The sequence below is a fragment of the Nocardiopsis halophila DSM 44494 genome, from assembly GCF_000341245.1.
GTDB classification, from domain to species: Bacteria; Actinomycetota; Actinomycetes; order Streptosporangiales; family Streptosporangiaceae; genus Nocardiopsis_A; species Nocardiopsis_A halophila.
In genome coordinates this window covers 24,536-46,694 of the sequence record NZ_ANAD01000256.1, presented here as the reverse complement: position 1 = coordinate 46,694, position 22,159 = coordinate 24,536, and the positions used below count along the sequence as shown (strand labels likewise).

Here is a 22,159-nt window from a genome sequence, read left to right as displayed (position 1 = left end):
GGGTGTCGGTGCGGGCGGCAGGCAGTGCCCCCCGGGGGGGGGCGACCGGGGCCGACGATCGACAGCGGCGGAATCGCCACCATCGGCGGCCTGGCGCGGTTCCCCACCGCTCTCGATGCACACAGGGTCGCCCGACCTGCCGACGGCCCCGCACGGCCGACGCAAAGCCCGGCAGGCGCCCGAGGCGCCCAGTCGAACGCGCGGGGCCGGCCACGGGTCGGCCGGCGCACCACGCCCCGCTCAGGGGACACGAAAAAGGCCCGGTACTCGATCGAGTACCGGGCCCCTTCGTTCTGGTAGCGGGGACAGGATTTGAACCTGCGACCTCTGGGTTATGAGCCCAGCGAGCTACCGAACTGCTCCACCCCGCGTCGGTGTGGTCCCCACGTTAGCGCGGATTCCGACAGGGACCAAATCGGAGGCGCTCCGGCGGCCGGGCCGCTTCCCGAGGGCGGTGCCCTCGGGACGGCGCACGGCCGCCGGAGCCCCGGGCGGGGCTAGTCCCCCTCCTCCTGCTCGTTGCGGGCCTCCTCGGCGCGCTCCAGCGCGTCGGCCAGCTCCTCCTGGGCCTTGCCGTAGGCCTCCCAGTCGCCGTCCTGCAGCGCCTGCTGGCTGTCCTCGTAGGCCTTCGCGGCGTCGTCCAGGGCCTGGGACAGCGCGTCGCTGCCCCCACCGCCACCGCCGCCTTCGCCGGCGTCCTCGTCGGCGTCCTCGGCGCCCTCCTCCAGCGGCGCCTCTTCGCCCTCGAACAGGTTGTTCAGGGCCTGCTGGAGGTTCTCGCCGATGGCCACCTCGTCACCGAAGGCCACCATCACCTGCTGCAGCAGCGGGTAGCTGGCCTCGCCCTGGGCCTGCACGTAGAGCGGCTCCACGTACAGCATCCCGTCGCCGAACGGCAGGGTGAGCAGGTTGCCGTAGGTGACCGTCGTCGAATCGCTCTGCTCCAGCGGCAGCAGCACCTCACGGACGCTGGCCTCGGACTGGAAGGCGTTCTGCACCTGCCCCGGCCCGAGGATCACCTTGCTGCGCGGCAGCTCCAGCATCCGGATCCTGCCGTACTCCTCCGAGGCCGGATCGCTGACCACCGACATGAACGCCGCCAGGTTCTCCCTGCCCCGCGGGACGAACGTGGAGGTGAGGGAGAAGTGCGCGTCCTCGTCGCCGGGGTACCGGATGGTCTGCCGGTACGGCGGCTCGGGGTTGTCGCCCTCCTTGGTCGGGTCCGCCGGGATGTCCCAGAAGTCCTGCCCGCCGTAGAAGGCGTCGGCGTCGGTCACGTGGTACTGCTTCAGGATCTCCCGCTGGACCTTGAACAGGTCGTCCGGGTAGCGCAGGTGGCCTTCGAGCTCATCGCCGATGTCCGACCTGTTCGTCACCACGCCGGGGAACGCGTCCGACCAGGTCTCCAGGACCGGGTCGTCCTCGTCCCAGCCGTAGACGGTGACCGAGCCGTCGTAGGCGTCCACGGTCGCCTTCACCGAGTTGCGGATGTAGTTCACCTGGTTGCCCGGCAGCGCGGTGGCGTTGTTGCCGCCCTCGCTGAAGGTGTCCTCGGTGGCCTGGGAGAAGTCGATCGGCGTGGAGTAGGGGTAGCCGGAGCTGGTCGTGTAGGCGTCCACGATCCACTGCACGCGCCCGTCCACGATGGCCGGGTAGGGCTTGCCGTCCACGGTGAGGAACGGCGCGACCTTCTCCACGCGCTGCGACGGGTCCCGGTCGTACATGATCTTGGACTCGTCGGTGATGGCCGTGTTCAGCAGGATGTCCGGCTCGCGGTACTTCATCGCGTACAGGATCCGGTCGAAGAACGAGCCGAGCTGCACGCCCCCCTCGCCGTCGTAGTGGTTGGTGGCCTGGCTGCCGGGGTCCTCGCCGCCCTGGCCGCCGCCCTCGGTGGCCTCGGGCGAGGACTCCGGCGACTGCTCGGCGCCCTCACCGGAGCCCTCCTCCTGTCCGTCGGCGGGGGCGCGGGCCTCGTCGGCCCCGGCGCCCTCGCCGGAGCCCTCGCCCTCCACGTCCTCGGAGGTGGTGATGTCCTCGGTGCTCTCGTCGGCGTCGAGCGGGTAGTCGTACTCCGGCTCGGCGTTGACGATCGCGTAGTCGGCGCCCTGCTGGCCGTAGTAGATCCGCGGCTCGTACTCGCCGGTGACCTCGGAGAGCTCACCGGTCGGCGGGATGTTGTACTGCGTGAAGACCGGGCGGCCCTCGCCGTCGACCTGATTGCCGGCCGCCGCCACGACGCCGAAGCCGTGGGTGTAGACCGTGTGCCGGGTCAGCCAGTTGTCCTGCCCCTCGGGCGGGCCGTCGAGCTCGCGCGCGGCGATGACGGTGTCCACCGAGTTGCCCTCGGCGTCCTCGTAGCGGTCCACGTCCAGCACGTCGGGGAACTGGTAGAAACCGCGGACCTGCTGCATCTGCTGGAAGGTCTGCGAGACGACGGAGGGGTCGACCAGGCGGACGCTGGGGATGGTGGAGGCCTCTTCGGAGAGCTGCTCGGGGGTGAGCTCGGTCTCCGCGTCGTAGGTCTGCGTCTCGGCGTCGGTGATGCCGTAGGCGTCCCGGGTGGCCTCGATGTTGCGGGTGATGTAGGGGTTCTCCGCCCGCTGCTCGTTCGGGCTGACCTGGAACTGCTGGACCGCCGCCGGGTAGACGCCGCCGATCAGCACCGCGGACAGCACCAGCAGGCCGAGGCTGACCAGCGGCACCATCGCGTTCTTGAAGTAGATGTTGGCGAAGAACAGCGCCGCGCACACCACCGCGATGATCGCCAGCACCACCTTGGCGGTGAGCACCGCGTTCACATCGGTGTAGGAGGCGCCGTAGGTATAGCCGCGGTCGGAGAAGACCAGGCCGTACTGGTCCAGCCAGTAGGCGCCCGCCTTCAGCAGCACGAACACGCCCAGCAGCACCGACAGGTGCACCCGCGCGGCCGGCGTGGCCCGCTGGCCCTGGGTCTGCAGGCGGACCCCGCCGTACAGGTAGTGCACGATCACCGCGGCGATGAACGCCAGGACCACCGCGGCGAACAGGTACCCCAGCACCACGCGGAGGAAGGGGTAGGTGAAGGCGAAGAAGGAGATGTCGATCCCGAACTGCGGGTCGGTCTCACCGAAGGGGTTGCGGTTGGCGTACTGGAGGAAGGTGCCCCACTCCGCGCTGGCCGAGGCGCCGGTGAGCAGCCCCAGGCCGCCGGCGATCAGCCAGAAGAACAGCTTGCGGTGCGGGTCGATCGCCATCCGGTAGCGGTCCAGCCCCTGCTGCTCCAGGCTGGCGGGGCGGGTCAGCGGGCGGCTCCGGTAGGCGAAGTACACGCTCGCGCCGACGAAAGCGGTCATCAGGACGGCCGCGCCCACGAAGAGCAGCGCGCGGGTGCGGATCTCGGTCCAGAAGACCGAGGTGTAGCCGACCGAGGCGAACCACTTGTAGTCGGTTACGAAATTGGCGGCGACGAGCAACCCCGCGACTATCACGACGACGGCCACCGCGACAGGCGCGAGCAGCCGGTTTCGTCGAGGCATGCGCGCGGAAGGTGCGCCGGGCGTTCGGAAGCTCACGCCTCCCCCTCGTCATGTTCGTCATTGGACGGCGAGGGGCGGGGCCCCTCTGTATCGGCAACTTATTGTGTGCGCGCCGGGTTCCCGAAACCCCGCGCCGGAGGGATGACAACATCACATCGGCGCGGCATCGGCGGTGTATCGGTGCGTGGTGCCCCCTGACCCTACTCGGCGGGAGCGGGGGCGTCAGGGGGCCCGATCGGGCACCATGGACGGGTGACTCTCAATATCCGCGAAGCCGTCATGGACCTGGAGCGCCACGCCTCGGATCAGGGGTGGGACCAGCCGCCCCGGGTCTACGCCCTGGTGCCCACCGCCGAGCTGGCCCGGCGCGAGCCCGCGCTGGCCTCGATGCTGGGGCTGGACGCCTCGGCCGACCCGGCCGAGCTGACCCCGGTCGAGCAGGAGCCGCTGCCCGAGGGGGTGCCGCTGGAGGAGGCGCTGGGCCGGATGGCCTGGCCCGAGGCGGTCGCGGGGTGCGCGCTGGTGATGGAGCGCCTGGTGGTCAAGGGGTCCGACGAGACCCTGGACCCGCCGCGTGGCGACGGCGGCGCGGCCGCCGGCTCCCAGGAGAGCGCCGAGGAGGTCCGCATGGTGGCGGGGGTGCTCCGCGACGGCGGCCGCCACGCGGCCCTGCGGATGCGCGCCCATGACACCGAGGACCAGGTGCTGAACGGGCCCGACCTGGTGCCCGCCCTGACGTCGGCGCTGGAGCTGACCCTCCAGGAGGAGGACGAGGACCAGGGCTGACCCGTCCGGCGCGTGCGCGCCGGACGGGTGCGGCACCGCGGGCGCGGGGCCGCGGGCGCGGGGCCGATGCGGGCCGATGCGGCTGCAAGACGGGCGCCGGCCCGGTCTCCGGGCGCCCCAGGAAGAGGGTCCGGACCCGTCCGGCCCCTCGGTGCGGACCGCCTCTCCGGCGGCACACCCGCGCCAGGGAGCGGCCTTCGCCGCTGGATCGCCGTCCCCTGAAGCCCTCCTCACGCGGTCCTCTGCAGCCGGTCCTCTGCAGCGGTCCCTGAAGAGGGGCGTTGACGTGTTCCGGGGACGGTCGGCCGCGCAGAGGACCCGTGCCGGGCCGGCGGGCGGCCGGACCGCCCGGGCGCCGCGGTTCCGGCGGTGGTTCAGGCTCCGGGCTCGCATCGCGGCAGGTCGGACAGGCCCTCTCCGGTCTTGATGGCCTCCAGGGCGGCCACCGCGTCGCCCAGCTCCTCGACCTTGAAGACCTCCATGTCGCCGGTGGCCGCCGACTCGAAGGTCTGGGAGCAGCTCTCGTCGGCCACCAGGAAGTACTCGGCGCCCTCGTCCCGGGCGCTGACCATCTTCTGGGCCACCCCGCTCACGCCGCCGACCTTGCCCTCGGCGTCGATGGTGCCGGTTCCGGCCACGTCGTGGCCGCCGGTCAGCCCGTCGGGGTCCAGGCGGTCCATGATCCCGAGCGCGAACATCATCCCGGCGCTGGGGCCGCCCACGTCCTCGATCTGGAAGTCCACGTCGAAGGGGAAGTCGGGGTCGTCGGCGATCATGATGCCCACGACCGCGCCGCCCTCGTCGTCCTCCTCGGTGGTGACCTCGACCGTCTCCTGCTCGCCGTCGCGCTCGACGGTCAGCTCCACCGCGTCGCCCGGGTCCCGGTCGCCTACCCGCTCGGCGGCCTCGCCCTTGTCGGCGACCTGTTCGCCGTCCACCTCCAGGACCACGTCCCCGGCCTCGAGCACGCCGTCGGCCGGGGCGCCCTCGGTGACCCCGGCTACGACGGGCCGCAGGTCGTAGTCGACGCCCATCTCGGTGAGCGCGGCCGCCACCGCCGAGGTCTGCGACTCGTCCATGGCCAGCGTCTGGGACTCGCTGACCTCCTCCACGCTGTGGTCGGGCGGGAAGAGTGCGGCCTCGGGAAGCACCGCCTGGGTGGGCGAGAGCCAGGCGCTGATCACGGTGAGGATGTTCATCCGCCGCCCCGGGCCCCCGGCGTACTGGACCGTGACCATCGAGAGATCGCCTTCGTGGCGGTAGCTCTCCCGCCCCTCGACCTCGATGACCGGGTCCCCGTCGGCGTCGTCGCCGATGGTGTTCAGTGTGATGCCCGGTGATGCCACGAGGTAGGGCACCGGCAGGAATGCCGAGCCCACCGCGAGACCGACCAGCAGGATGACCGCGGTGATGAGCGTCTTGGCGCGACGGAGCATGGGCACCAGACTACGACCCCGGAACGTGCGCCCGTTTCCGGCATGCCGCACGCCCGGGGGCGCGCCGCCCAGCCGCCCCGCAGGCCGGACGGATCACGCGCGGGTCCCCCCGGGGAAGGGGATCAGCAGGCGCCGACCCATTCGGCGTCGCCCTCGGTGAAGCGCTGGTGCTTCCAGATGGGGACCTCGGCCTTGATGTCGTCGATGAGCCTGCGGCAGGCGTCGAAGGCCTCGGCACGGTGCGCCGCGGCGGCGGCGACCACCACCGCGTTGTCGCCGACCCGCAGGTCGCCGACGCGGTGCAGTGCGGCCACCCGCCACACCGGACGCCCGTCGCGGGAGGTGTCGGCCACGACCTTCTCCATGACGCGCCGCATCTCGGCCTCCGCGCTCGGGTGCGCCGAGTAGGCCAGCTCGGTGACGCCGCGGCCGTGGTCGTGGTCGCGCACGGTGCCGACGAAGAAGGCGGTGCCGCCCGCCTTGGGGTCGGCGACGGCCGAGACGACCTCGTCGACGGTGATGGAGGTGTCGCGCAGTCCTACGAGAGTGATGGCTTCCACATGCATGACCGTATCAACGCCCTACGACGGCGGGAGGAACGTCCAAGCAGCTCAGGGACGGCACGCCGGGCGCTTGGAGACCTCTACGACCCGGTCGGCCACGCCCCGTCGCCTCCTGCTGTCCCCTCCCGCGACCCGGTGGTGGCTGTGTTCCCGCATTAGACCACTGCACGAGCATGTGGTCCATGCCGTTGCACGTTCTGACGCATGTTCCGGACCGAACCGGCCCGAAATGGGCGGGCCACGCCTCTCGGCCTTCCTTCCTAGAGGAACGACCGGCCCGCACACCGGGCAAGTGGGGCGGGGCCCTCTGGCCGACACCGGCCAGGCACCGGTTCCGACCGCGCCCCCGGCACGTCCCCGGTCATGCCGGGGCCCACGCCCGCTGAAGCGGCGGGTGAAGGGGCGGAACGTCCGTCCACCTCGATCATCGAAGGGGTCGACCGAATCGCACTGACGGGGGTTTTCTGACGTGCCGCCGGGGGCGACGGTGGGCGTCCATGGCCGGTGGGCCGCTGCAGGCCCGAATGCCCGTCCGCGCTCCGTCTCCATCCGCAGGTCGAAGGGCTCCCTCGCACCCCGGACCCGCGCCGAGGAGGCCGCCCCCGCCCCCTCCGGTGCCGAGACCCGGCACGACCGGACGAGCGGCCCCCGACCGCCGACGTCCACCGTTCCCAGGTCGCCCGCCTGCCACCGGCGAGGCCGTCCCGCGGGATACGAGTGACGGGCGCGGTACGACGGCCCCGCCCCTCAGCCCCCGGCTCAAGGCCGCCCTCAGCCCTTCCGGCGCTTGCGCAGGTGGCGGACGGCGGCGGCCGTGCCGATCGCGGCGACGGCCGCGCCCGCTGCGCCGGCCGCGGTGACCGCGGCCTCCTTCTTGCCCAGGCGGCGGCCGACGATCGCGGTCGACTCCCCGCCCGCCTCCAGCAGCGCCCGCAGCGCCCCGGCGTTGTCGTAGGAGGGCTTCCACCCCGCCCCGCGCAGCGTCGCGCAGTCCACAACGCACGGGTACACCAGGTGCTTCAGGTCCCCGGCCGCGGCGGGGGTGACCCCCGCGCGGTGCAGCCGGCCGGTGGCGCCGAACGCGATGCCCGCGGGCACCTCGAACCGGCGCATCTGCGCGATCTCCTCGGCCTCCTCCTGGCCGAGCGAGCCCTCGCAGCCCACGGCCAGGGCGGTGTCGCCGCCGCCCGCGCCGCCCAGCGCCACCAGCTCCAGCGCCGAGGCCAGGTCCTCCACGTGGCAGAACTGCCAGCGCTGCTCCACGCCCTTGACCGAGATCAGCCGGGGCGCGGCGAAGTGCCGTCCGACCACGGTGTCCAGGTCCGGACCGACCAGCGGCGCCGGACGCACCACCGCCACCGACAGCCCGGGGTGGGCGCGGCGCGCCCGCTCCCCCAGCTCCTCGACCTCGGCGAAGTCCCCGGCCAGCCCGTCGGCGCCCTCGGTGCGCACCGGGGCGTCCTCGTGGAGCGGGACCGGGTTGTCCGGGGCGGCGCCGTAGACCGCGGTCCCGGTGACCAGGACCACCTGCGGCACCCGCTCGGCGGCGGCCGCGGTGAGCACGGTCTGGGCGGCCCGGACCGCGCGGGCGCGGCGCTCCCGGCGGGGGGTGTCGGCCGAGCGGTCGGTGTCGGCGTGCACCAGCACGTCGACCCCGCGCAGCCGGGAGGCCAGGGCCGGGTCGCACACGTCGGCCGAGCGCCAGTCCAGGCCGGGGGTTCCGGCGAGGCCGGCCAGGTCCTCGGGGGCCGGGCCGTCGTCGACGGCGACGACACGCGCGGGCGCCGCGCACCCCTGGACCGGGGCCCCGGAACCCGCGGCGGCCGCCAGTCGTTGCACCAGCAGCCGGCCGATGCCGGAGGCGGCCCCTGTCACGGCCACCACCGGCCCGTCACCCTGCGGACTGTGCTCAGGGCGAACCTGGCTGTTTCGGGTACTCACTCCGGCCTGCTCCCAGCTAACGTGACAGTGGAGACATTCCTATCCTGCCTGAGGTCTGATCGTGAGCGACCTGCCATTTGGTTTCAGCATGCCCAACGACCCCGACGACGAGTCGGGTCGCGGCTCGGGCGACACCGGCTCCGGGAGCGGCGGCCCAGGCGGGCAGACCCCGGGGATGCCCGGCGGATTCCCGCTCGGCGACCCGCAGCAGATGGCGCAGATGCTGCGCCAGTTCGCCGACATGATGGCCGCCCAGCCCGCACCCGGCTCCCAGGAGACGTCGCAGAGCGGCGTCAACTGGGACATGGCCAAGAACATCGCCCGGCACACCGTGTCCGAGAAGGGCGACGCCAGCGTCGGGCCCGTCGAGGGCGCCAAGGTCGAGGAGGCGCTGCGCCTGGCCGACCTGTGGCTGGACGGCGCCACCCCGCTCCCCTCCGGCGCGCAGACCGCGCAGGCCTGGAGCCGCTCGGAGTGGGTGGAGCGCACCATGCCCACCTGGACCCGCCTGTGCGACCCGCTGACCTCCCGCATCGTGGAGTCGATGGGCGCCAACATGCCCGAGGAGATGCAGTCGGTCGCCGGCCCGCTGATGGGCATGGTCCGGCAGATGGGCGGCATGCTGGTGGGCCAGCAGGCCGGGCAGGCCATCGGTGAGCTGGCCGGCGAGGTCGTCGGCTCCACCGACATCGGCCTGCCCCTGGCCGGCGAGGGGCGCGCGGCGCTCATCCCGGCCGGCGTCGAGAGCTTCGGCGAGGGCCTGGGCCTGCCCGAGGAGGAGGTGCGGCTGTTCCTCGCCGCGCGCGAGGCGGCGGTGCACCGGCTCTACGGCCACGTGCCGTGGCTGCGCTCGCACGTGCTCGGGCTCATCGAGGAGTACGCGGCCGGCATGTCCTTCGACATGAGCGCCCTGGAGGAGCGCCTCGGCGGGATCGACCTGTCCGACCCCGCGGCGCTGCAGGAGGCGCTGTCCGGCGGCGAGGGGCTGCTGCAGCCCCAGGACACCCCGCAGCAGAAGGCCTCCCTGGCCCGCCTGGAGACCGCGATCGCGCTGATCGAGGGGTGGGTGTCGGTGGTCGTGGACGAGGCCGTGCGCGACCGCCTGCCCCAGGCGCCGTCGCTGGCCGAGGCGGTCCGGCGGCGCCGCGCCACCGGCGGGCCGGCCGAGCACACCTTCGCCACCCTGGTCGGCCTGGAGCTGCGCCCGCGCCGCCAGCGCGAGGCCGCGCGGCTGTGGACCGCCCTGACCGAGGCGCACGGCGCCGACGGGCGCGACGCGGTCTGGGAGCACCCCGACCTTATGCCCACCAGCGCCGACCTGGACGACCCGGACGCCTTCGTGGCGGGCCGCGGCACCGACGGCGACCTCGACCTGGACCTGTCCCGGCTCACCGAGGACCTCGGCCGCGGTGCGGACTCCGAGGGCCGGACTGACGGGACCGACGGGAGCGGCGAGGACGGCGGCGAGGGGAAGACGGACGACGGGAGCGGCGGCCGCGGGGACGGGGGCGCATGAGCCTGGCCGAGGACGTCCGGGCCGCACTGTCGGCCTGGGCGGCGCCCGACGCGCGCAACGAGGAGCTGCGCCGGGCCTACCTGGAGCACATGGACGCCCACCCCGACGCGCTGCACCGATCGTGCGCGGCCGGGCACATCACCGCCAGCGCCGCCGTGCTGGACCCGAGCGGGGCCAAGGGCGTGCTGACGCTGCACGGCAAGGTCGGGCTGTGGCTGCAGACCGGCGGCCACCTCGAGGACGGCGACGCCACGCTGGCCGGTGCGGCCGCGCGGGAGGCCGAGGAGGAGAGCGGCATCCGCGGCGTGGTGATGCTTCCGGGGCCGGTGCGGCTGGACCGGCACTGGGTGGGCTGCTGCGGCGGCACCTGGCATCTGGACGTGCAGTACGCGGCGGTGGCCCCGGACGGCGCCGCCCTGACCATCGACCCGCAGGAGTCGTCCGACCTGGGCTGGTTCCCCGTCGACGATCTGCCCGAGCCCACGGACGACGCGTGCCGCGCCCTGTTCGCCGCCGCGTCGGCGGCGGTCCGCGAGCAGGCCGCCTGAACCTTCTCCGACGGCCGCCCGGCGGGGCTCCGGACAGGGCCCCACCGGGCGGTTGGCGGCGGAGGCGCCGGGAGCGCTCTTCAGACGTGGCGCCTCCGTCACCGTCGGTGAACACCATTGATCGTCATCGCCGCGTCGCCGCATGTGCGGCGGCGGGGTCGGGGGACGGGGTCAGTGGAAGACGAACTCGGCGTCCACCGACGCCGGGTCGGGGCAGAAGAAGCCGCCCTCGTGCAGGGGGATGTCGACGCTGGCCCGGTAGGTGCGGGTGTCCCCGTCGCGGTCGGCCGACATGTCCGCCGCCTGGTAGCGGCAGTCGACGCCGAGCTGCGAGACGGTGATGTCCAGCATGTCCGCGGTGATGGTGCCCGCGGCGTCGTCGAAGACGACGTTCGGGTCGTTGTTGAGGGTCGCGGTCGTGCCGTCGGAGCAGGACAGTCCGGGGTTGATGGTCGTTCGGTCGACGGTGAGGTCGTTGGGGGCCTGGTCGCTGGTGACCCCGTCGGTCCAGCTGCACTCCCGGCCTTCGGCCGAGATCGAGCCGTCCAGCGAGCCCTCGGCCGCTGCGGCAGGGCTCGCGGCCATGCCGACCAGGGTCAGGGCCCCCAGGAGGACACCGACGGGTGTGCGGGAGATACGGGTCACTGCGCCTACCTCCGTGTGCGGGGGATACCGGCCGGTGTTTCCGACCGTTACGCGAAGGTAATTTCGCGTCTACAGCGCGTCAATCCCCCGAAACCGTACGGATTCGCCCCGCGGCCTCCTCCGAGCGCCCGAACTGCACGGACGAGGCGCACAGAGCAGCCCCGGATCCACCCGAGCGACCGGAGCACACGGAGCGGCCTGACCCGACGGCCCCGCCGGGACGTCAGGCGCAGACCGGCCCCCGCCCGACCCGCGGAAGGCCTGCCCCCGGCCGGGGCCCTGAGCGGGGCACCTGCTGATGCGTCGTCGCCGCTGTCCACCGGTCGTGTCCGCTGGGGTGGTGGAACTCTCCGGACCCCGGCCGCCCGCATCGACACCCCCGTTGATCTCGGGCAAGTCGGGGTAATACTCGCCGGTATTACCCCGACTTCCCCGAGATCAACGACAAGGAAGGCGGCGCGCACCCGGGGCGGGGCCGCCGATCGCGCCGCAGCGGTCGCACCGCTCACAAGGACGCGGCCGAAAGCTCCACCACTCCAGCGGACACGACCTGTCCACCGGCCGTCCGCGCATGACGGCGCGTCGGGCGGCCACGGCCGCGACCGGTGATGGGGGCCGTAAGCGGAGGCGGAGACGAGCACGGGGCCGGATGCGGTCACTCGCCGAGGACGTCGTCCTCTTCGGCGGCCGCCTCCTCGGCGGTCCCCCCGTCGGCCAGGCGGGATGCCGCACTGACGCCCTCCAGGTAGCCCCGGGCCCGCTCGGCCTTGGGGTAGCGGTGCACCATCTCCCAGAACTCGGGGCCGTGGTGCGGGATCACCAGGTGGACCAGTTCGTGCACCAGCACGTAGTCCACCACCCACGAGGGCATGCCCGAGAGCCTGCGTGAGAGGCGGATCGCACCGGTGTCCGGGGTGCACGAGCCCCAGCGGGTCTTCTGGTTGTCCACCCACCGCACGCTGTCCGGAACGGCGAGACCGTCCAGGTAGCGCTCCCCCAGTTCGATGGCGCGCTCGTAGAGGGCCGCATCGCCCGGGCGGCGGCGCTCCTCTCTGGCCTCCAGCCGGTCCAGCATCCTGCTCACCCAGCGCTTTTCCTCTGCGCGGGAGAACGTGGCGGGGACGAGGACGACCGTCTTGTTCCCGTCGCGGTAGGCGGACACCGTCCGCCGTCGGCGGGGACTTCGCCGTACCTCGATCTCTGTGTTCTGAGGCACAACGTCACGGTATCCCAGAGTTGACTCATACCACAGGGGGAGATTGCTCTTTTTAGGGACTCGGCATCCCTAATCCCCTGGTTGCGCCCCTCGACGCCCTCCGCGTCCCGGGCCCGACACGCCGGGGGCCGGCGCCCCCGCAGGGACACCGGCCTCCGGCGAAGCGCCGTCGCGCCATCAACACAGGCGGGACCACCCTATTTCCATGAGCGCGCGCTCCATGCGCGAACGCTCGCGCATCTCGGCCCGCAGCTGTCGTGCCGACAGCCTGCGCCGTTCGCGGTCGCGTTGCTCGGCGCCCTCAGCACGCGGGGCGGTCTTCATCGTGGCCATGAGTTCGTTCAGCATCCGTTCGGGTTTCCTCTCGGGTTCTGCGGTGTTCCGGGATGTCGGGCTTGGTGCCGTGGCAGCGGCGGGCGCGGTTCAGGCCGCGACCGGCTGCGGGTGCTTGCGGGGACGGCCCCGCGGACGCTTGCGGGGGACGACCTTTCCGGCGACGAGCAGTTCGCCGCCCCAGACCCCCCACGGCTCACGGCGCTCAAGGGCGTCGGCCAGGCACTGCTCACGGAACGGGCAGGTCCGGCAGACGGCCTTGGCCGCCTCGACATCGGCCGGCGACTCGGCGAAGAAGAGGTCCGGCTCCCTCCGGCAGGGAACCTCGGCCTCACCGAGCCACGGAGTCTCCAGGACCGACGCGAGCATCGGTGTCCTCCTGATCTTTTCGTCTACGCGTTCGACGGTCGGATCTTCGATCCGGGGCCGGTGCCTCGGCCGCGCCCGCTGAGTCCGGATCCCCCACCGGACGGCGAGGACCCGCTACTGCGGAGACGAATAAGGCCGCGGCCCCTGTGCGGGGCCGCGGCCACGGAAGACTCGCTCGGCGTTCTCTACGCCGGTCTCCTCCATGGACACGCCCCCGCTGCGCCCTGCGGGCGCGGGGTTGCTGCGTGAACGAACCCGGGCAGTCCGCGTTCGGCGACCGGACGCACTCCACCCGTGGAAGCGGCTCCGACGCCGGCCGTGATCAGGCCGCCCCTCATCGAGCGGAGGCGCCGGACGCCGCCGCCGATGGCAAGGGACTGGTCGAAGCCCGTACGGGCGGAATAGCCGGTACGGCCGAACCGGTGCGCGCCGCGCTCGGTGCCCCGCAGATCGCAGGTGGACACCATGAAGCGCGCGGCATCGCCGGACTTGCCGCCGAATTCGCTCTTCATAACGATCATCAGATGGGACACCTCCTCTCGGTCAGGTACGCGGCTCTCGCCGCGGACCGTGCGCGGTCGCTGACGGGAGACAACATTAGACGCGGCCGCACAGAACCGGCAACCTATTTTTGACCTGCGATTTCGTCCGGATCCGGCCGTGGGCCCGGGGAATTCTCCCCCGGCCCCGCCCCGGCCGCTCCTCGTACGGGCGGGACCGTGGCGGACCGGGGCCGGCTCAGTCGCCGTCGCCGACCACTCTGATCAGCCCTTCCTGCACCACCGAGCAGACCAGCTCGCCCTCGCGGGTGTAGACCAGGCCGCGCGCCAGCCCGCGCGCCCCCTCGGCCGAGGGCGTCTCCTGGGCGTACAGCAGCCACTCGTCCGCACGGAACGGGCGGTGGAACCACATGGCGTGGTCGAGGCTGGCCATGGAGATGCCCTCGAAGGAGCGCCCGTGCCGGAGCAGGACCGTGTCCAGCAGGGTCAGGTCCGAGGCGTAGGTCATCAGGCACACGTGCAGCATCGGATCGTCCGGCAGCCGGCCGTCGACCCTGATCCACACCAGGTTCTCGGTGGTGCGCAGCGCCGGGTCGGCGCTGACCTCGAACGAGAGCGGGCCCACCGGGCGCATCTCGATCGGGTGCCAGTAGGCGAACCGCGGCACCTTGCCCAGCGCCTTCTCCAGCCGCTCGCGGGCGGTCGGCAGCTCCTCAGGGCCGGGCACCTCGGGCATGCGCACCTGGTGGCTCAGGCCCGGCTCGGTCGTATGGAAGGAGGCCGACAGGGTGAAGATCGCCCGGCCGTGCTGCACCGCGGTCACCCTGCGGGTGGTGAAGGAGCGCCCGTCGCGCACCCGGTCCACCTGGTAGACGATCGGGACCGCCGGGTCGCCGGGCCGGATGAAGTAGGCGTGCAGCGAGTGCACCGCCCGGTCCGGGGGCAGCGTCCGCCCGGCGGCGACCAGCGCCTGCCCGGCGACCTGGCCGCCGAACACCCGCTGGGGGCCGTGGTCGGGGCTGGACCCCCGGTAGATGTCGTCCTCGATCCGCTCCAGGTCGAGGATGTCCAGCAGGGCGGCCAGCGACTGCCCCTCCACAGGGCCGGCGGGTCCGCCCGCCCGCTCCCCCGCGGTCGGCGCCGCGCTCTCATCCGCCATCGCGCTCCCCCTCCTCCTCGGGTGCCGGGGGCTCCTCCCCGGCGCACAGGGCCAGCACCGCCTCACCGTAGCGTTCGAGCTTCACGGCCCCCACACCGGATATCCGCGACAGCCCGGACACATCGGACGGCTCCAGCTCGGCGACGGCCTGCAGGGTGGCGTCGGTGAACACCACATAGGCCGGGACGCCCAGGCGCTGCGCCGTGTTCCTGCGCCACTCCTTGAGCCGCTCCAGCAGCGCCTCGTCGTAGTCGGCGGGGCAGTCGGCGCACCGCGCGACCTTGCGCTCGGCGGCGTCGGTCAGAGTGTTCCCGCAGATCCGGCAGCGCACCGTGCGGCCGGGGCGGGCGCGGTCGCGGCGGCCGGAGGCCAGCGAGGGCGAGGCCGGGCGCAGCCCGTCCAGGAAGCGGCTGGGGCGGCGGCCCTTGCGCCCGCCCGGGGAGCGCGCCAGCGCCCAGGACATCGCCAGGTACTCGCGGGCGCGGGTGGCGCCGACGTAGAACAGCCGCCGCTCCTCCTCGACCTGCTCGTCGGTCTCGGCGTAGACGATGGGCAGCGTCCCCTCGGTGAGGCCCACCAGGAAGACCGCGTCCCACTCCAGCCCCTTGGCCGCGTGCAGCGAGGCCAGGGTGACGCCCTCCATCTCGGGGGCGTGCTCGGTGGCGACCCGGGCCTCCAGCTCCTCGACGAAGTCGTCCAGGGTGGCGGTGTAGGGGCGGCCGCAGGCGCACGTCTCGGGCAGCGGCCCCGCGGCGGGCCGGGGCGGCGCCCCGTCCGGCCCGGGGGCCGCGCAGCCGCCCCGGTGCCGCTGCACCGCGACGTCGTCGGCCAGCTGCGCCAGGGCCGACAGCGACTCCCAGCGCTCGCGCGCCTGCCGGCCCTCCGGGGCCTCGGGGGTGAGCCCGAGGGAGGCGAGCAGCGGGCGGACCGACCCCGCCAGCGGGTCGCCGCCCCCGCCCTGGCGGGCGCCGCGCAGCGTGTGCACGGCCTGGCGGATCTCCTGGCGGTCGAAGAAGCGGGTGGCGCCGCGCACGGTGAAGGCGATCCCGGCGTCGGACAGGGCCTGCTCGTAGGCGGCGGACTGGGAGTTGGTACGGAAGAGCACCGCGATCTCCCGCGCGGGGGTGCCCGCGTCGATGAGCGCGGCGATGCGCCGGGCCACCGCCGAGGCCTCGGCGGGCTCGTCGTCGTACTCGGTGTAGGAGGGGTCGGGACCGTCGGGGCGCTGGGCCAGCAGCTCCAGCGGCTGGTCGGTGCCTCCGGGGGCGGGGCGGCCGCGCTTGAGCACCTCGTTGGCCACCCGCACCACCTGGGGGGTGGACCGGTAGTCGCGCACCAGCCGCACCACGGTGGCGTGCGGGTAGGCGGCGGCGAAGCGGGTCAGGTAGGCCGGGGTGGCTCCGGCGAAGGAGTAGACGGTCTGGCCCGGGTCGCCCACCACGCACAGGTCGTCGCGGTCGCCCAGCCAGGCGTCCAGCAGCAGCTTCTGCAGCGGGTTGACGTCCTGGAACTCGTCGACGACGAAGTAGCGGTACTGGTCGCGCACCCGCTCGGCGATCTCGGGGCGCTCGGCCAGCATCGCCGCGGTCAGCTCCAGCATCGACTCGAAGTCCAGCAGGTTGCGCTCGCGGCGGATCTCCTCGTACCCCTCGAAGACCCGGGCCACCTCGACCGGGGCCATGGGGGCGGTGCGCCCGGCCTTGGCCGCCGCGCGCTCGTAGTCGGCCGGGCGGACCTGGGTCACCTTGCACCACTCGATCTCCGAGGCCAGGTCGCGCAGGGTGGTCCGGTCGGTGTCCACCCCGCAGTCCCGGGCGGCCCGGCCGACCACCTGGAGCTTGGAGTCGATCAGGGTGGGGGCGGGGCCGCCGACCACCTGCGGCCAGAAATAGGAGAGCTGGCGCAGGGCGGCGGCGTGGAAGGTGCGGGCCTGCACCCGGGGGGCGCCCAGGGCGCGCAGCCGGCCGCGCATCTCGCCGGCGGCGCGGGTGGTGAAGGTGACCGCGAGGATCTGCTGCTCGGCCGCGACCCCGGAGGCCACCGCGTGGGCGATCCGGTGGGTGATGGCGCGGGTCTTGCCGGTCCCCGCCCCCGCCAGGATGCACACCGGTCCGCGCAGGGCGCGCGCCGCCTCCAGCTGCTCGGGGTCCAGCCCCTCCAGCACGCGGTCCGGGTCCATGCGCATCCTCCGTTCCCTGATCCGTTCGGGGGTCCGTTCCGTGGGCGGCGCCGGCCGGGCGCCCGGGGCCGGGGCGCCGCCCGGCCGCGCCGCGGCCGACTCCGGCCACCGGCGCCCCACTCCGCCCGTCGAGTCTCTCAAGTATCGGGGGCGCCGGCGGACGTGAGCGCAGTTCGCGGGCGCACCTGTGGACGGCCGGCGCCGCGCGCGAAGCCCGCCGCGGCGGGCGTTCCCGTGGGAACCACCCGCATTCTGCGGGCGTCCCACGAGGTGACGGAGCCGATACGGGGAAGCTCGGGGAGGTGCGCCGCGTTGTCACTAGGCGGTGTTCTGATCGCCTTCGGGCGGCGTGCACCGGCGACGACCTGTTCGACGGAATGAGGAGAGGTTCGATGACCACCCCGAGCACCGATCCGATCACGATGTACACCACGCCCTGGTGCGGCTTCTGCAAACGGCTCAAGAGCCAGCTGGCGCGGGAGGGCATCACGCTCACAGAGGTGGACATCGAACAGGACCCGTCCGCGGCCGAGTACGTGATGCAGGTCAACGGCGGCAACCAGACGGTTCCGACCGTGCTGTTCGGCGACGGCACGGCGCTGACCAACCCGTCCGCCAAGCAGGTCAAGGAGAAGATCGCCGCGCTCGCCTGAGGCGGGCCGCCTCCAGGCGGCACCTCCCGGGCGCGCCGCGCCGCCCGGCCGGCCCGCACCGCACGGGCCGGCCGGGGCAGACACCACAAGGGGGACCACGTGGCAGCACACAGCCAGATCAGAGACGGCGACGAGACGACGGCCGAGGCGGGGGTCATCCGGCGCACGCCCGGCGGCTGGAGCGTGCAGGGCAAGGAGGTCCCCGACCTGGTCAACGCCATGGTCCTGGCCGACATCCTGGGGGCCGAGGAACAGGGCGCCGCCCCGGCGCCGCCGGCGCCGCCGCGCGCCAGCGACGACGCCACCGAGGTCGAGCGGCTGCGCATCACCGTGGCGCAGCTGGAGCACGCGCTGCAGACCCGGGTCGTCGTCGAGCAGGCCATCGGGGTGCTGGCCGAGCGCCACCGGCTCGCCCCGCGGGAGGCCTTCGAGCGGCTGCGCTCGGCGGCCCGCTCGCGCGGGCGCAAGGTCGCCGAGCTGTCCCGGGACGTGGTCTCCAGCTGCACCAACCCGCTCACCCCGCTGCCCGGCGAGCTCGCCGGCGCCGGGTCGGCGGCCGAGGCGGGCAACGGCCGGAGCTGATCCGAGCGCGGCCCGCGTCCGGGCCGCACACCGGCGTCCGGCGCGGACCGACCCGCTCACCACGCGCCGGGAAGGCGCCCGCCGTACCACTGCTCGATGAGCAGCCGGGCGATGGACACCCGGCCGGGCAGCACGACCCGTCCGCTCTCGGCGGCCGCGTGCAGCTCCCGGCGGGACAGCCACTGCACGTCGGTGATCTCCTCGGCGTCGGTGCGCTCGGCCTCGCCGACGGCGCGCGCCGTGAAACCGAGCATCAGGCTGCGCGGGAACGGCCAGGGCTGCGAGGAGACGTAGCGCGGGTCCTCGACGGCGACCCCCACCTCCTCGGCGACCTCCCGCACGACCGCCTGCTCCAGGGACTCCCCGGGCTCGACGTACCCCGCCAGCACCGAGTAGCGGTTCTCCGGCCAGGCGGGGTTGTGCCCGAGCAGGCACTGCTCCTCCCCGTCGCGCTCCCGGTGCACCAGCATGATCACCGCGGGGTCCATGCGCGGGAACTGCTCGGTGCCCTCGCGCTCGCAGATCCGCACGTGCCCGGCGGCCGAGGTGCGGGTCGGCCCCCCGCACATGGGGCAGAACGGGTGCGCGGCGTGCCAGTTGGCCAGGGCGACGGCGTGGGTGAGCAGGCCGGCCTCGGCGTCGTCCAGGACCGCCCCGGCCTCGCGCAGGGACGCCTCCCGCACGCCCGGCTCCCGCCCGGCCCGGTCGAAGGCGCCGCTCGCCCCCTGTGCCAGCACCGCGAAGTAGGCGCGCCCCTCGGCGTCGGCACCGAGCAGGAAGCGCTCGCCCGGAGGGGCCTGGGCGGTTCCGGTGTACACCAGCCCGACCCGGTCCCCCTCATCGCGCACCAGCGCCCGCGACTGGCGGGCCAGCAGGTTGCGCCACCCGTAGGTGGTGGCGTCGCCGCCCTCCAGGACCAGGACCCGGGTGGCGGGATCGGCCCACGCCTTGTCCAGCCACTCCTGGTCGCCGCGCCGGTGGCCGGCCATGTCGACGGCGCTGCGGGACAGCAGGGGCGTGGGGTCAGGCGTGTCCATCCGGGCCTTCCTGGGTCCAAGGGGTGCGTCGGGGAGGGCGGCGGGCGGGGGTCAGGCGCCGCGGGCCAGGTCCTCCCACAGGTAGGCGGCGCTCTCGGCGCCCTTGAGGAGGAGGGGGACCTCCACCTTCTCGTTGGGGGCGTGGATGCGGTCGTCGTCGAGCCCGACGGCGACGAACACCAGCGGGGCGCCGAGGATGTCGGCCAGGTCGGCCTCGGGGCCGCTGCCGCCCTCGCGGGTGAAGAGGACCTCGGTGCCGAAGGCGCGGGACATGGCCGCCCGGGCGGCCCGCACGGCGGTCGAGGACAGGTCCGAGGCGCAGGGGCGCACGCCGGGGCCGGAGAAGGACACCTGGGCGTACACGCCGTCGGGGACGTTCGCCTCCACGTAGGCGCGCACGGCCTGCTGGATGCGCAGCGGCTCCTGGTCGGGCACCAGGCGGAAGCTGAGCTTGGCGTGGGCGGACTGGGGGACGATGGTCTTGCCGCCGGAGCCGGTGTGGCCGCTCCACATGCCGTTGATCTCGGCGGTCGGGCGGACCCAGGTGCGCTCCAGGGTGCTGTAACCGGCCTCGCCGGAGGCGGCGGAGCTGGAGGCGGTGGCCAGCCACTCGGCCTCGTCGAAGGGGAGCCGGGCGATGAGGTCGCGCTCCTCCTCGCCGATCTCCACGACGTCGTCGTAGAAGCCGGGGACGGCGATGCGCCCGTCGGCGTCGTGCAGGCCGGAGAGCAGGTCGGCCATAGCGGCGGCGGGGTTGGGCACGGCGCCGCCGAAGGACCCGCTGTGCAGGTCGCGGTCGGGGCCGTACAGGTCGACCTGGCAGTCGGTGAGGCCGCGCATGCCCACGCACATGGAGGGGGTGTCGGCCGCCCACATCGTGGTGTCGGAGACGACGACCACGTCGCAGCGCAGGCGGTCGCGGCGGTCGCGCAGCAGGTCGGCGAAGTTCGGGGAGCCGGACTCCTCCTCGCCCTCGATGAGGAGCTTGAGGGTGACCGGCGGGGCATCGGCCCCGGAAGCGGCCAGGCCGGCGCGCACGCCCAGGGCGTGGAAGAGGACCTGGCCCTTGTCGTCGGAGGCGCCGCGGCCGATGAGCCGCTCGCCCTGCTCGACGGGGGTGAAGGGGGCGGTGTCCCACTCCTCGGCCGGGTCGGCGGGCTGGACGTCGTGGTGGCCGTAGACGAGCACGGTGGGCGCGGAGGGGTCGGCGGCGGGCCACTCGGCGAAGACGGCGGGCAGACCGGGGGTCTCCCAGACCTCGACCGTGGGGAACCCGGTCCGTTCGAGGTGGCGCACGAGCCACTCGGCGGACCTGCGGACGTCCCCGTGCCGGTCGGGGTCGGCCGAGACCGAGGGGATGGCCAGCCATTCCTTGAGGGCGGCGACGAACTCGCCGCGGTGCTCCTCGATGTATCCGCGTGCGTCCATGCGGCGGCACCGTTGCCTTTCCGTTCCGACTCCGGCCTTGTGGGCCGTTAACGAGGGTAGTCCTCCGATGATCCCCGCCCGACACGGGCACGCGAAGACCGCTCCCCGCCCGCGCCCCAGGAGCCCGGCAGGGCCCCCGAGGCGAACCCGGCGACCCCGCCCAGGGCCGGGACGCAGGCCCCGCCCCTCACGACCAGGCGGGGGCCGCGGGACGCCGTCACCGGGCCCGTACCTGCCGGAGTGACGTCGCAGTCAGAGGCGGCGCTGCCGTCCGCCCGATCCGACACGGCCGCCGCGCCCCGGTCGTGGCGCAGCAGGCGGCCTGCCCCGCCCGGAATCGAGCGGCCTACGGCCGCCCAGCGCAGTGACGACACGGGGCTGACGCTGACACGGACAACGGCACCGGAGGCAAGCACGTGGCGTGTTCCGGGCCGCGGCAGGGCGTCGTGCCCAGGCACCTTGATCAGACGCGGCCCTCCCCTCCACAGGGACGCCCCCGGGAGCGCACACGCGATGTCACGCCGTGGGGTGATGGCACCGTCTCCCGTCCCGGCCTAACGTTCGACGGGCACCNCTGTGCTTCGGGGCAGNCTGTGCTTCGGGGCAGCCTGTGCTTCGGGGCAGGGAACGGCGTGCACCACGAAGGCTTCACGGGCAGGAGCGGCATGGGCGAGGGCGCGGTCGGTGACGAGCGCGGGGCGGGCGCACCGTCCCGGTTCGGGAGGGCCTTCTACGACGCCCTGTGGCGGGCCCCCTCCGAGCTGGAGCGGATCCTGCCCGCCCCCGCGCCCGAACCGGTCCCCCGCCCCCTCGTCGGCGGCGTCTGCGCCGAGGCGGCCGCCCGGTCCGGGCGGCCGGTGCGGCGCGTGCGCCGGCTCTTCGTCCTGACCGTGCTCCCCGTGCTGCTGTACCCCCTGCTGTGGCTGGTGCACGCCGCCGGGCGGCCGCGTGCCCGCGGGCGTGCCGCCGCGAACCGGCAGCTCATCCTGGTCGCCGCGGCGCTGTTCACCGCCTGGGCGATCGGGCCCGAACTGCACGACCTCGGCGTCGACCGGCTGACGGCGCTGGCCGTGGGCATCGCCTCCGGCGCCCCCATGCTGCTGCTCGCGCGCTCTCCGCTGCTGACGTGGCGGCTGATGGTGCCCGCAATGGCCACGGCGTTCTTCCTTCCGCGCGACATCCCGGTCGAGACGGGCGTCCCCGACCTCGCCCTGCCGCCGCTGCTGATCGTGCTCTTCCTCATCGGCGCCCAGTACCACCGCGGGGTCGCGATCGTGGTCGGGGGCACCGCCGTCGTCTTCCTCGTGCAGGGGATGTTCTCCGGGCGCGACCTCTCCGACGCGCTGGTGTACGCCTTCACCGCCGTCGCCGCCCTGGTGGCCGGGGACAACGTCCGGGTGCGCCGCGAGGAGAGCGGTCTGCGCGCCGCGCCGTCCCCGCCGCCGCCCGACCGCTCCTCGATCCCGGTGGTGGACGGGGTCGTCGACGCGCTGTGGCGGACCCCGGTGCGCAGGCCCGGCGGCCCCATGCGGCTGCTCGGCGGGCCGCGGCGCCCCCGGGACACCCGGCTGATCGCGGGCGTGTGCGCGGCCTTCGTCCCCCACTCCCGGTCGGGGCGCATCGCCCTGCGGGCGGCGGCGGTGCTGCTGACGCCGGGCACGGCCGTGGTCGCGCTCGGGGTGTACGCGTGCCTGTGGCTGNTGATGCCCGCCGAGGGGGCCCCGCCGCCGGCCTCCGGCGCGCGGCCGGG

Annotated in this window: 18 protein-coding genes, 1 tRNA gene and 1 pseudogene; 7 read left to right on the top strand and 13 right to left on the bottom strand. The window is 74.0% G+C overall.

The window, feature by feature from the left end; all coding sequences use genetic code 11:
* Positions 1–294 precede the first annotated feature (294 nt).
* Both D450_RS0127390 and D450_RS0127385 read right to left on the bottom strand, forming a co-directional pair.
* Positions 295–371 (bottom strand) — tRNA-Met (locus D450_RS0127390).
* A gap of 126 nt (positions 372–497) precedes the next feature.
* Positions 498–3,518, bottom strand: coding sequence for a UPF0182 family membrane protein (locus tag D450_RS0127385; protein WP_051063672.1), 3,021 nt, complete (start codon positions 3,516–3,518; stop codon positions 498–500).
* 252 nt (positions 3,519–3,770) lie between these two features.
* Between D450_RS0127385 and D450_RS0127380 the strand changes: the two genes are divergently transcribed.
* Positions 3,771–4,304: a PPA1309 family protein gene (locus tag D450_RS0127380; RefSeq protein WP_239647299.1), complete on the top strand. Its 534-nt coding sequence runs from the start codon at positions 3,771–3,773 to the stop codon at positions 4,302–4,304.
* A 374-nt stretch (positions 4,305–4,678) separates the two neighbouring features.
* Here D450_RS0127380 and D450_RS0127375 read toward each other — a convergent pair whose 3' ends face one another.
* The 3 genes from D450_RS0127375 to D450_RS0127365 all read right to left on the bottom strand — a co-directional run bounded on the left by D450_RS0127375 (position 4,679) and on the right by D450_RS0127365 (position 8,187).
* Positions 4,679–5,740, bottom strand: coding sequence for a YlbL family protein (locus D450_RS0127375; protein ID WP_026128798.1), 1,062 nt, complete (start codon positions 5,738–5,740; stop codon positions 4,679–4,681).
* A 122-nt stretch (positions 5,741–5,862) separates the two neighbouring features.
* A complete protein-coding gene (locus D450_RS0127370) occupies positions 5,863–6,306 on the bottom strand; it encodes a molybdenum cofactor biosynthesis protein MoaE (RefSeq protein ID WP_017541818.1) in 444 nt (147 codons plus the stop codon).
* A 768-nt stretch (positions 6,307–7,074) separates the two neighbouring features.
* The gene (locus D450_RS0127365) at positions 7,075–8,187 is read right to left on the bottom strand and encodes an NAD-dependent epimerase/dehydratase family protein (RefSeq protein WP_017541817.1); all 1,113 of its coding nucleotides are present in this window, start codon (positions 8,185–8,187) and stop codon (positions 7,075–7,077) included.
* Positions 8,188–8,332: 145 nt separating this feature from the next.
* On the opposite strand from D450_RS0127365, the gene D450_RS0127360 reads away from it, so the two are divergent.
* Both D450_RS0127360 and D450_RS0127355 read left to right on the top strand, forming a co-directional pair.
* The gene (locus tag D450_RS0127360) at positions 8,333–9,760 is read left to right on the top strand and encodes a zinc-dependent metalloprotease (RefSeq protein WP_017541816.1); all 1,428 of its coding nucleotides are present in this window, start codon (positions 8,333–8,335) and stop codon (positions 9,758–9,760) included.
* On the top strand, positions 9,757–10,308 hold the full coding sequence (locus D450_RS0127355) for an NUDIX domain-containing protein (RefSeq protein ID WP_017541815.1): 552 nt from the start codon (positions 9,757–9,759) through the stop codon (positions 10,306–10,308). The genes D450_RS0127360 and D450_RS0127355 overlap by 4 nt, the downstream gene beginning before the upstream one ends.
* A gap of 171 nt (positions 10,309–10,479) precedes the next feature.
* Here D450_RS0127355 and D450_RS0127350 read toward each other — a convergent pair whose 3' ends face one another.
* The 4 genes from D450_RS0127350 to D450_RS0127335 all read right to left on the bottom strand — a co-directional run bounded on the left by D450_RS0127350 (position 10,480) and on the right by D450_RS0127335 (position 12,871).
* The gene (locus tag D450_RS0127350; RefSeq protein ID WP_017541814.1) at positions 10,480–10,953 is read right to left on the bottom strand and encodes a hypothetical protein; all 474 of its coding nucleotides are present in this window, start codon (positions 10,951–10,953) and stop codon (positions 10,480–10,482) included.
* Positions 10,954–11,608: 655 nt separating this feature from the next.
* Positions 11,609–12,169, bottom strand: a complete 561-nt coding sequence (locus D450_RS0127345) for a M48 metallopeptidase family protein (RefSeq protein WP_204366448.1) — start codon at positions 12,167–12,169, stop codon at positions 11,609–11,611.
* A 177-nt stretch (positions 12,170–12,346) separates the two neighbouring features.
* A complete protein-coding gene (locus D450_RS34090) occupies positions 12,347–12,517 on the bottom strand; it encodes a hypothetical protein (protein WP_017541812.1) in 171 nt (56 codons plus the stop codon).
* A 75-nt stretch (positions 12,518–12,592) separates the two neighbouring features.
* A complete protein-coding gene (locus D450_RS0127335) occupies positions 12,593–12,871 on the bottom strand; it encodes a WhiB family transcriptional regulator (protein ID WP_017541811.1) in 279 nt (92 codons plus the stop codon).
* A 245-nt stretch (positions 12,872–13,116) separates the two neighbouring features.
* Between D450_RS0127335 and D450_RS34225 the strand changes: the two genes are divergently transcribed.
* Positions 13,117–13,506 carry a hypothetical protein gene (locus D450_RS34225; protein ID WP_193789697.1) on the top strand — a complete coding sequence of 130 codons (390 nt, stop codon included), beginning with the start codon at positions 13,117–13,119 and terminating at the stop codon, positions 13,504–13,506.
* Positions 13,507–13,609: 103 nt separating this feature from the next.
* On the opposite strand, the gene tesB is transcribed toward D450_RS34225, so the two are convergent.
* A complete protein-coding gene (gene tesB, locus D450_RS0127325) occupies positions 13,610–14,530 on the bottom strand; it encodes an acyl-CoA thioesterase II (protein WP_017541809.1) in 921 nt (306 codons plus the stop codon).
* Positions 14,520–16,709, bottom strand: a complete 2,190-nt coding sequence (locus D450_RS0127320; protein WP_017541808.1) for an ATP-dependent DNA helicase UvrD2 — start codon at positions 16,707–16,709, stop codon at positions 14,520–14,522. The genes tesB and D450_RS0127320 overlap by 11 nt, the downstream gene beginning before the upstream one ends.
* 392 nt (positions 16,710–17,101) lie before the next feature.
* On the opposite strand from D450_RS0127320, the gene D450_RS0127315 reads away from it, so the two are divergent.
* Both D450_RS0127315 and D450_RS0127310 read left to right on the top strand, forming a co-directional pair.
* The gene (locus D450_RS0127315) at positions 17,102–17,362 is read left to right on the top strand and encodes a mycoredoxin (RefSeq protein WP_017541807.1); all 261 of its coding nucleotides are present in this window, start codon (positions 17,102–17,104) and stop codon (positions 17,360–17,362) included.
* A 99-nt stretch (positions 17,363–17,461) separates the two neighbouring features.
* Complete coding sequence (locus D450_RS0127310; RefSeq protein ID WP_017541806.1) at positions 17,462–17,944, top strand: ANTAR domain-containing protein; 483 nt, start codon at positions 17,462–17,464, stop codon at positions 17,942–17,944.
* Positions 17,945–18,000: 56 nt separating this feature from the next.
* Here D450_RS0127310 and nudC read toward each other — a convergent pair whose 3' ends face one another.
* Positions 18,001–18,981, bottom strand: a complete 981-nt coding sequence (gene nudC / locus D450_RS0127305) for an NAD(+) diphosphatase (protein WP_017541805.1) — start codon at positions 18,979–18,981, stop codon at positions 18,001–18,003.
* 51 nt (positions 18,982–19,032) lie between these two features.
* Positions 19,033–20,409 carry a dipeptidase gene (locus tag D450_RS0127300; protein ID WP_017541804.1) on the bottom strand — a complete coding sequence of 459 codons (1,377 nt, stop codon included), beginning with the start codon at positions 20,407–20,409 and terminating at the stop codon, positions 19,033–19,035.
* A gap of 665 nt (positions 20,410–21,074) precedes the next feature.
* On the opposite strand from D450_RS0127300, the pseudogene D450_RS35800 reads away from it, so the two are divergent.
* Positions 21,075–22,064, top strand: a pseudogene (locus D450_RS35800) (hypothetical protein); the annotation flags it as partial.
* Between the last annotated feature and the right edge of the window lie 95 nt (positions 22,065–22,159).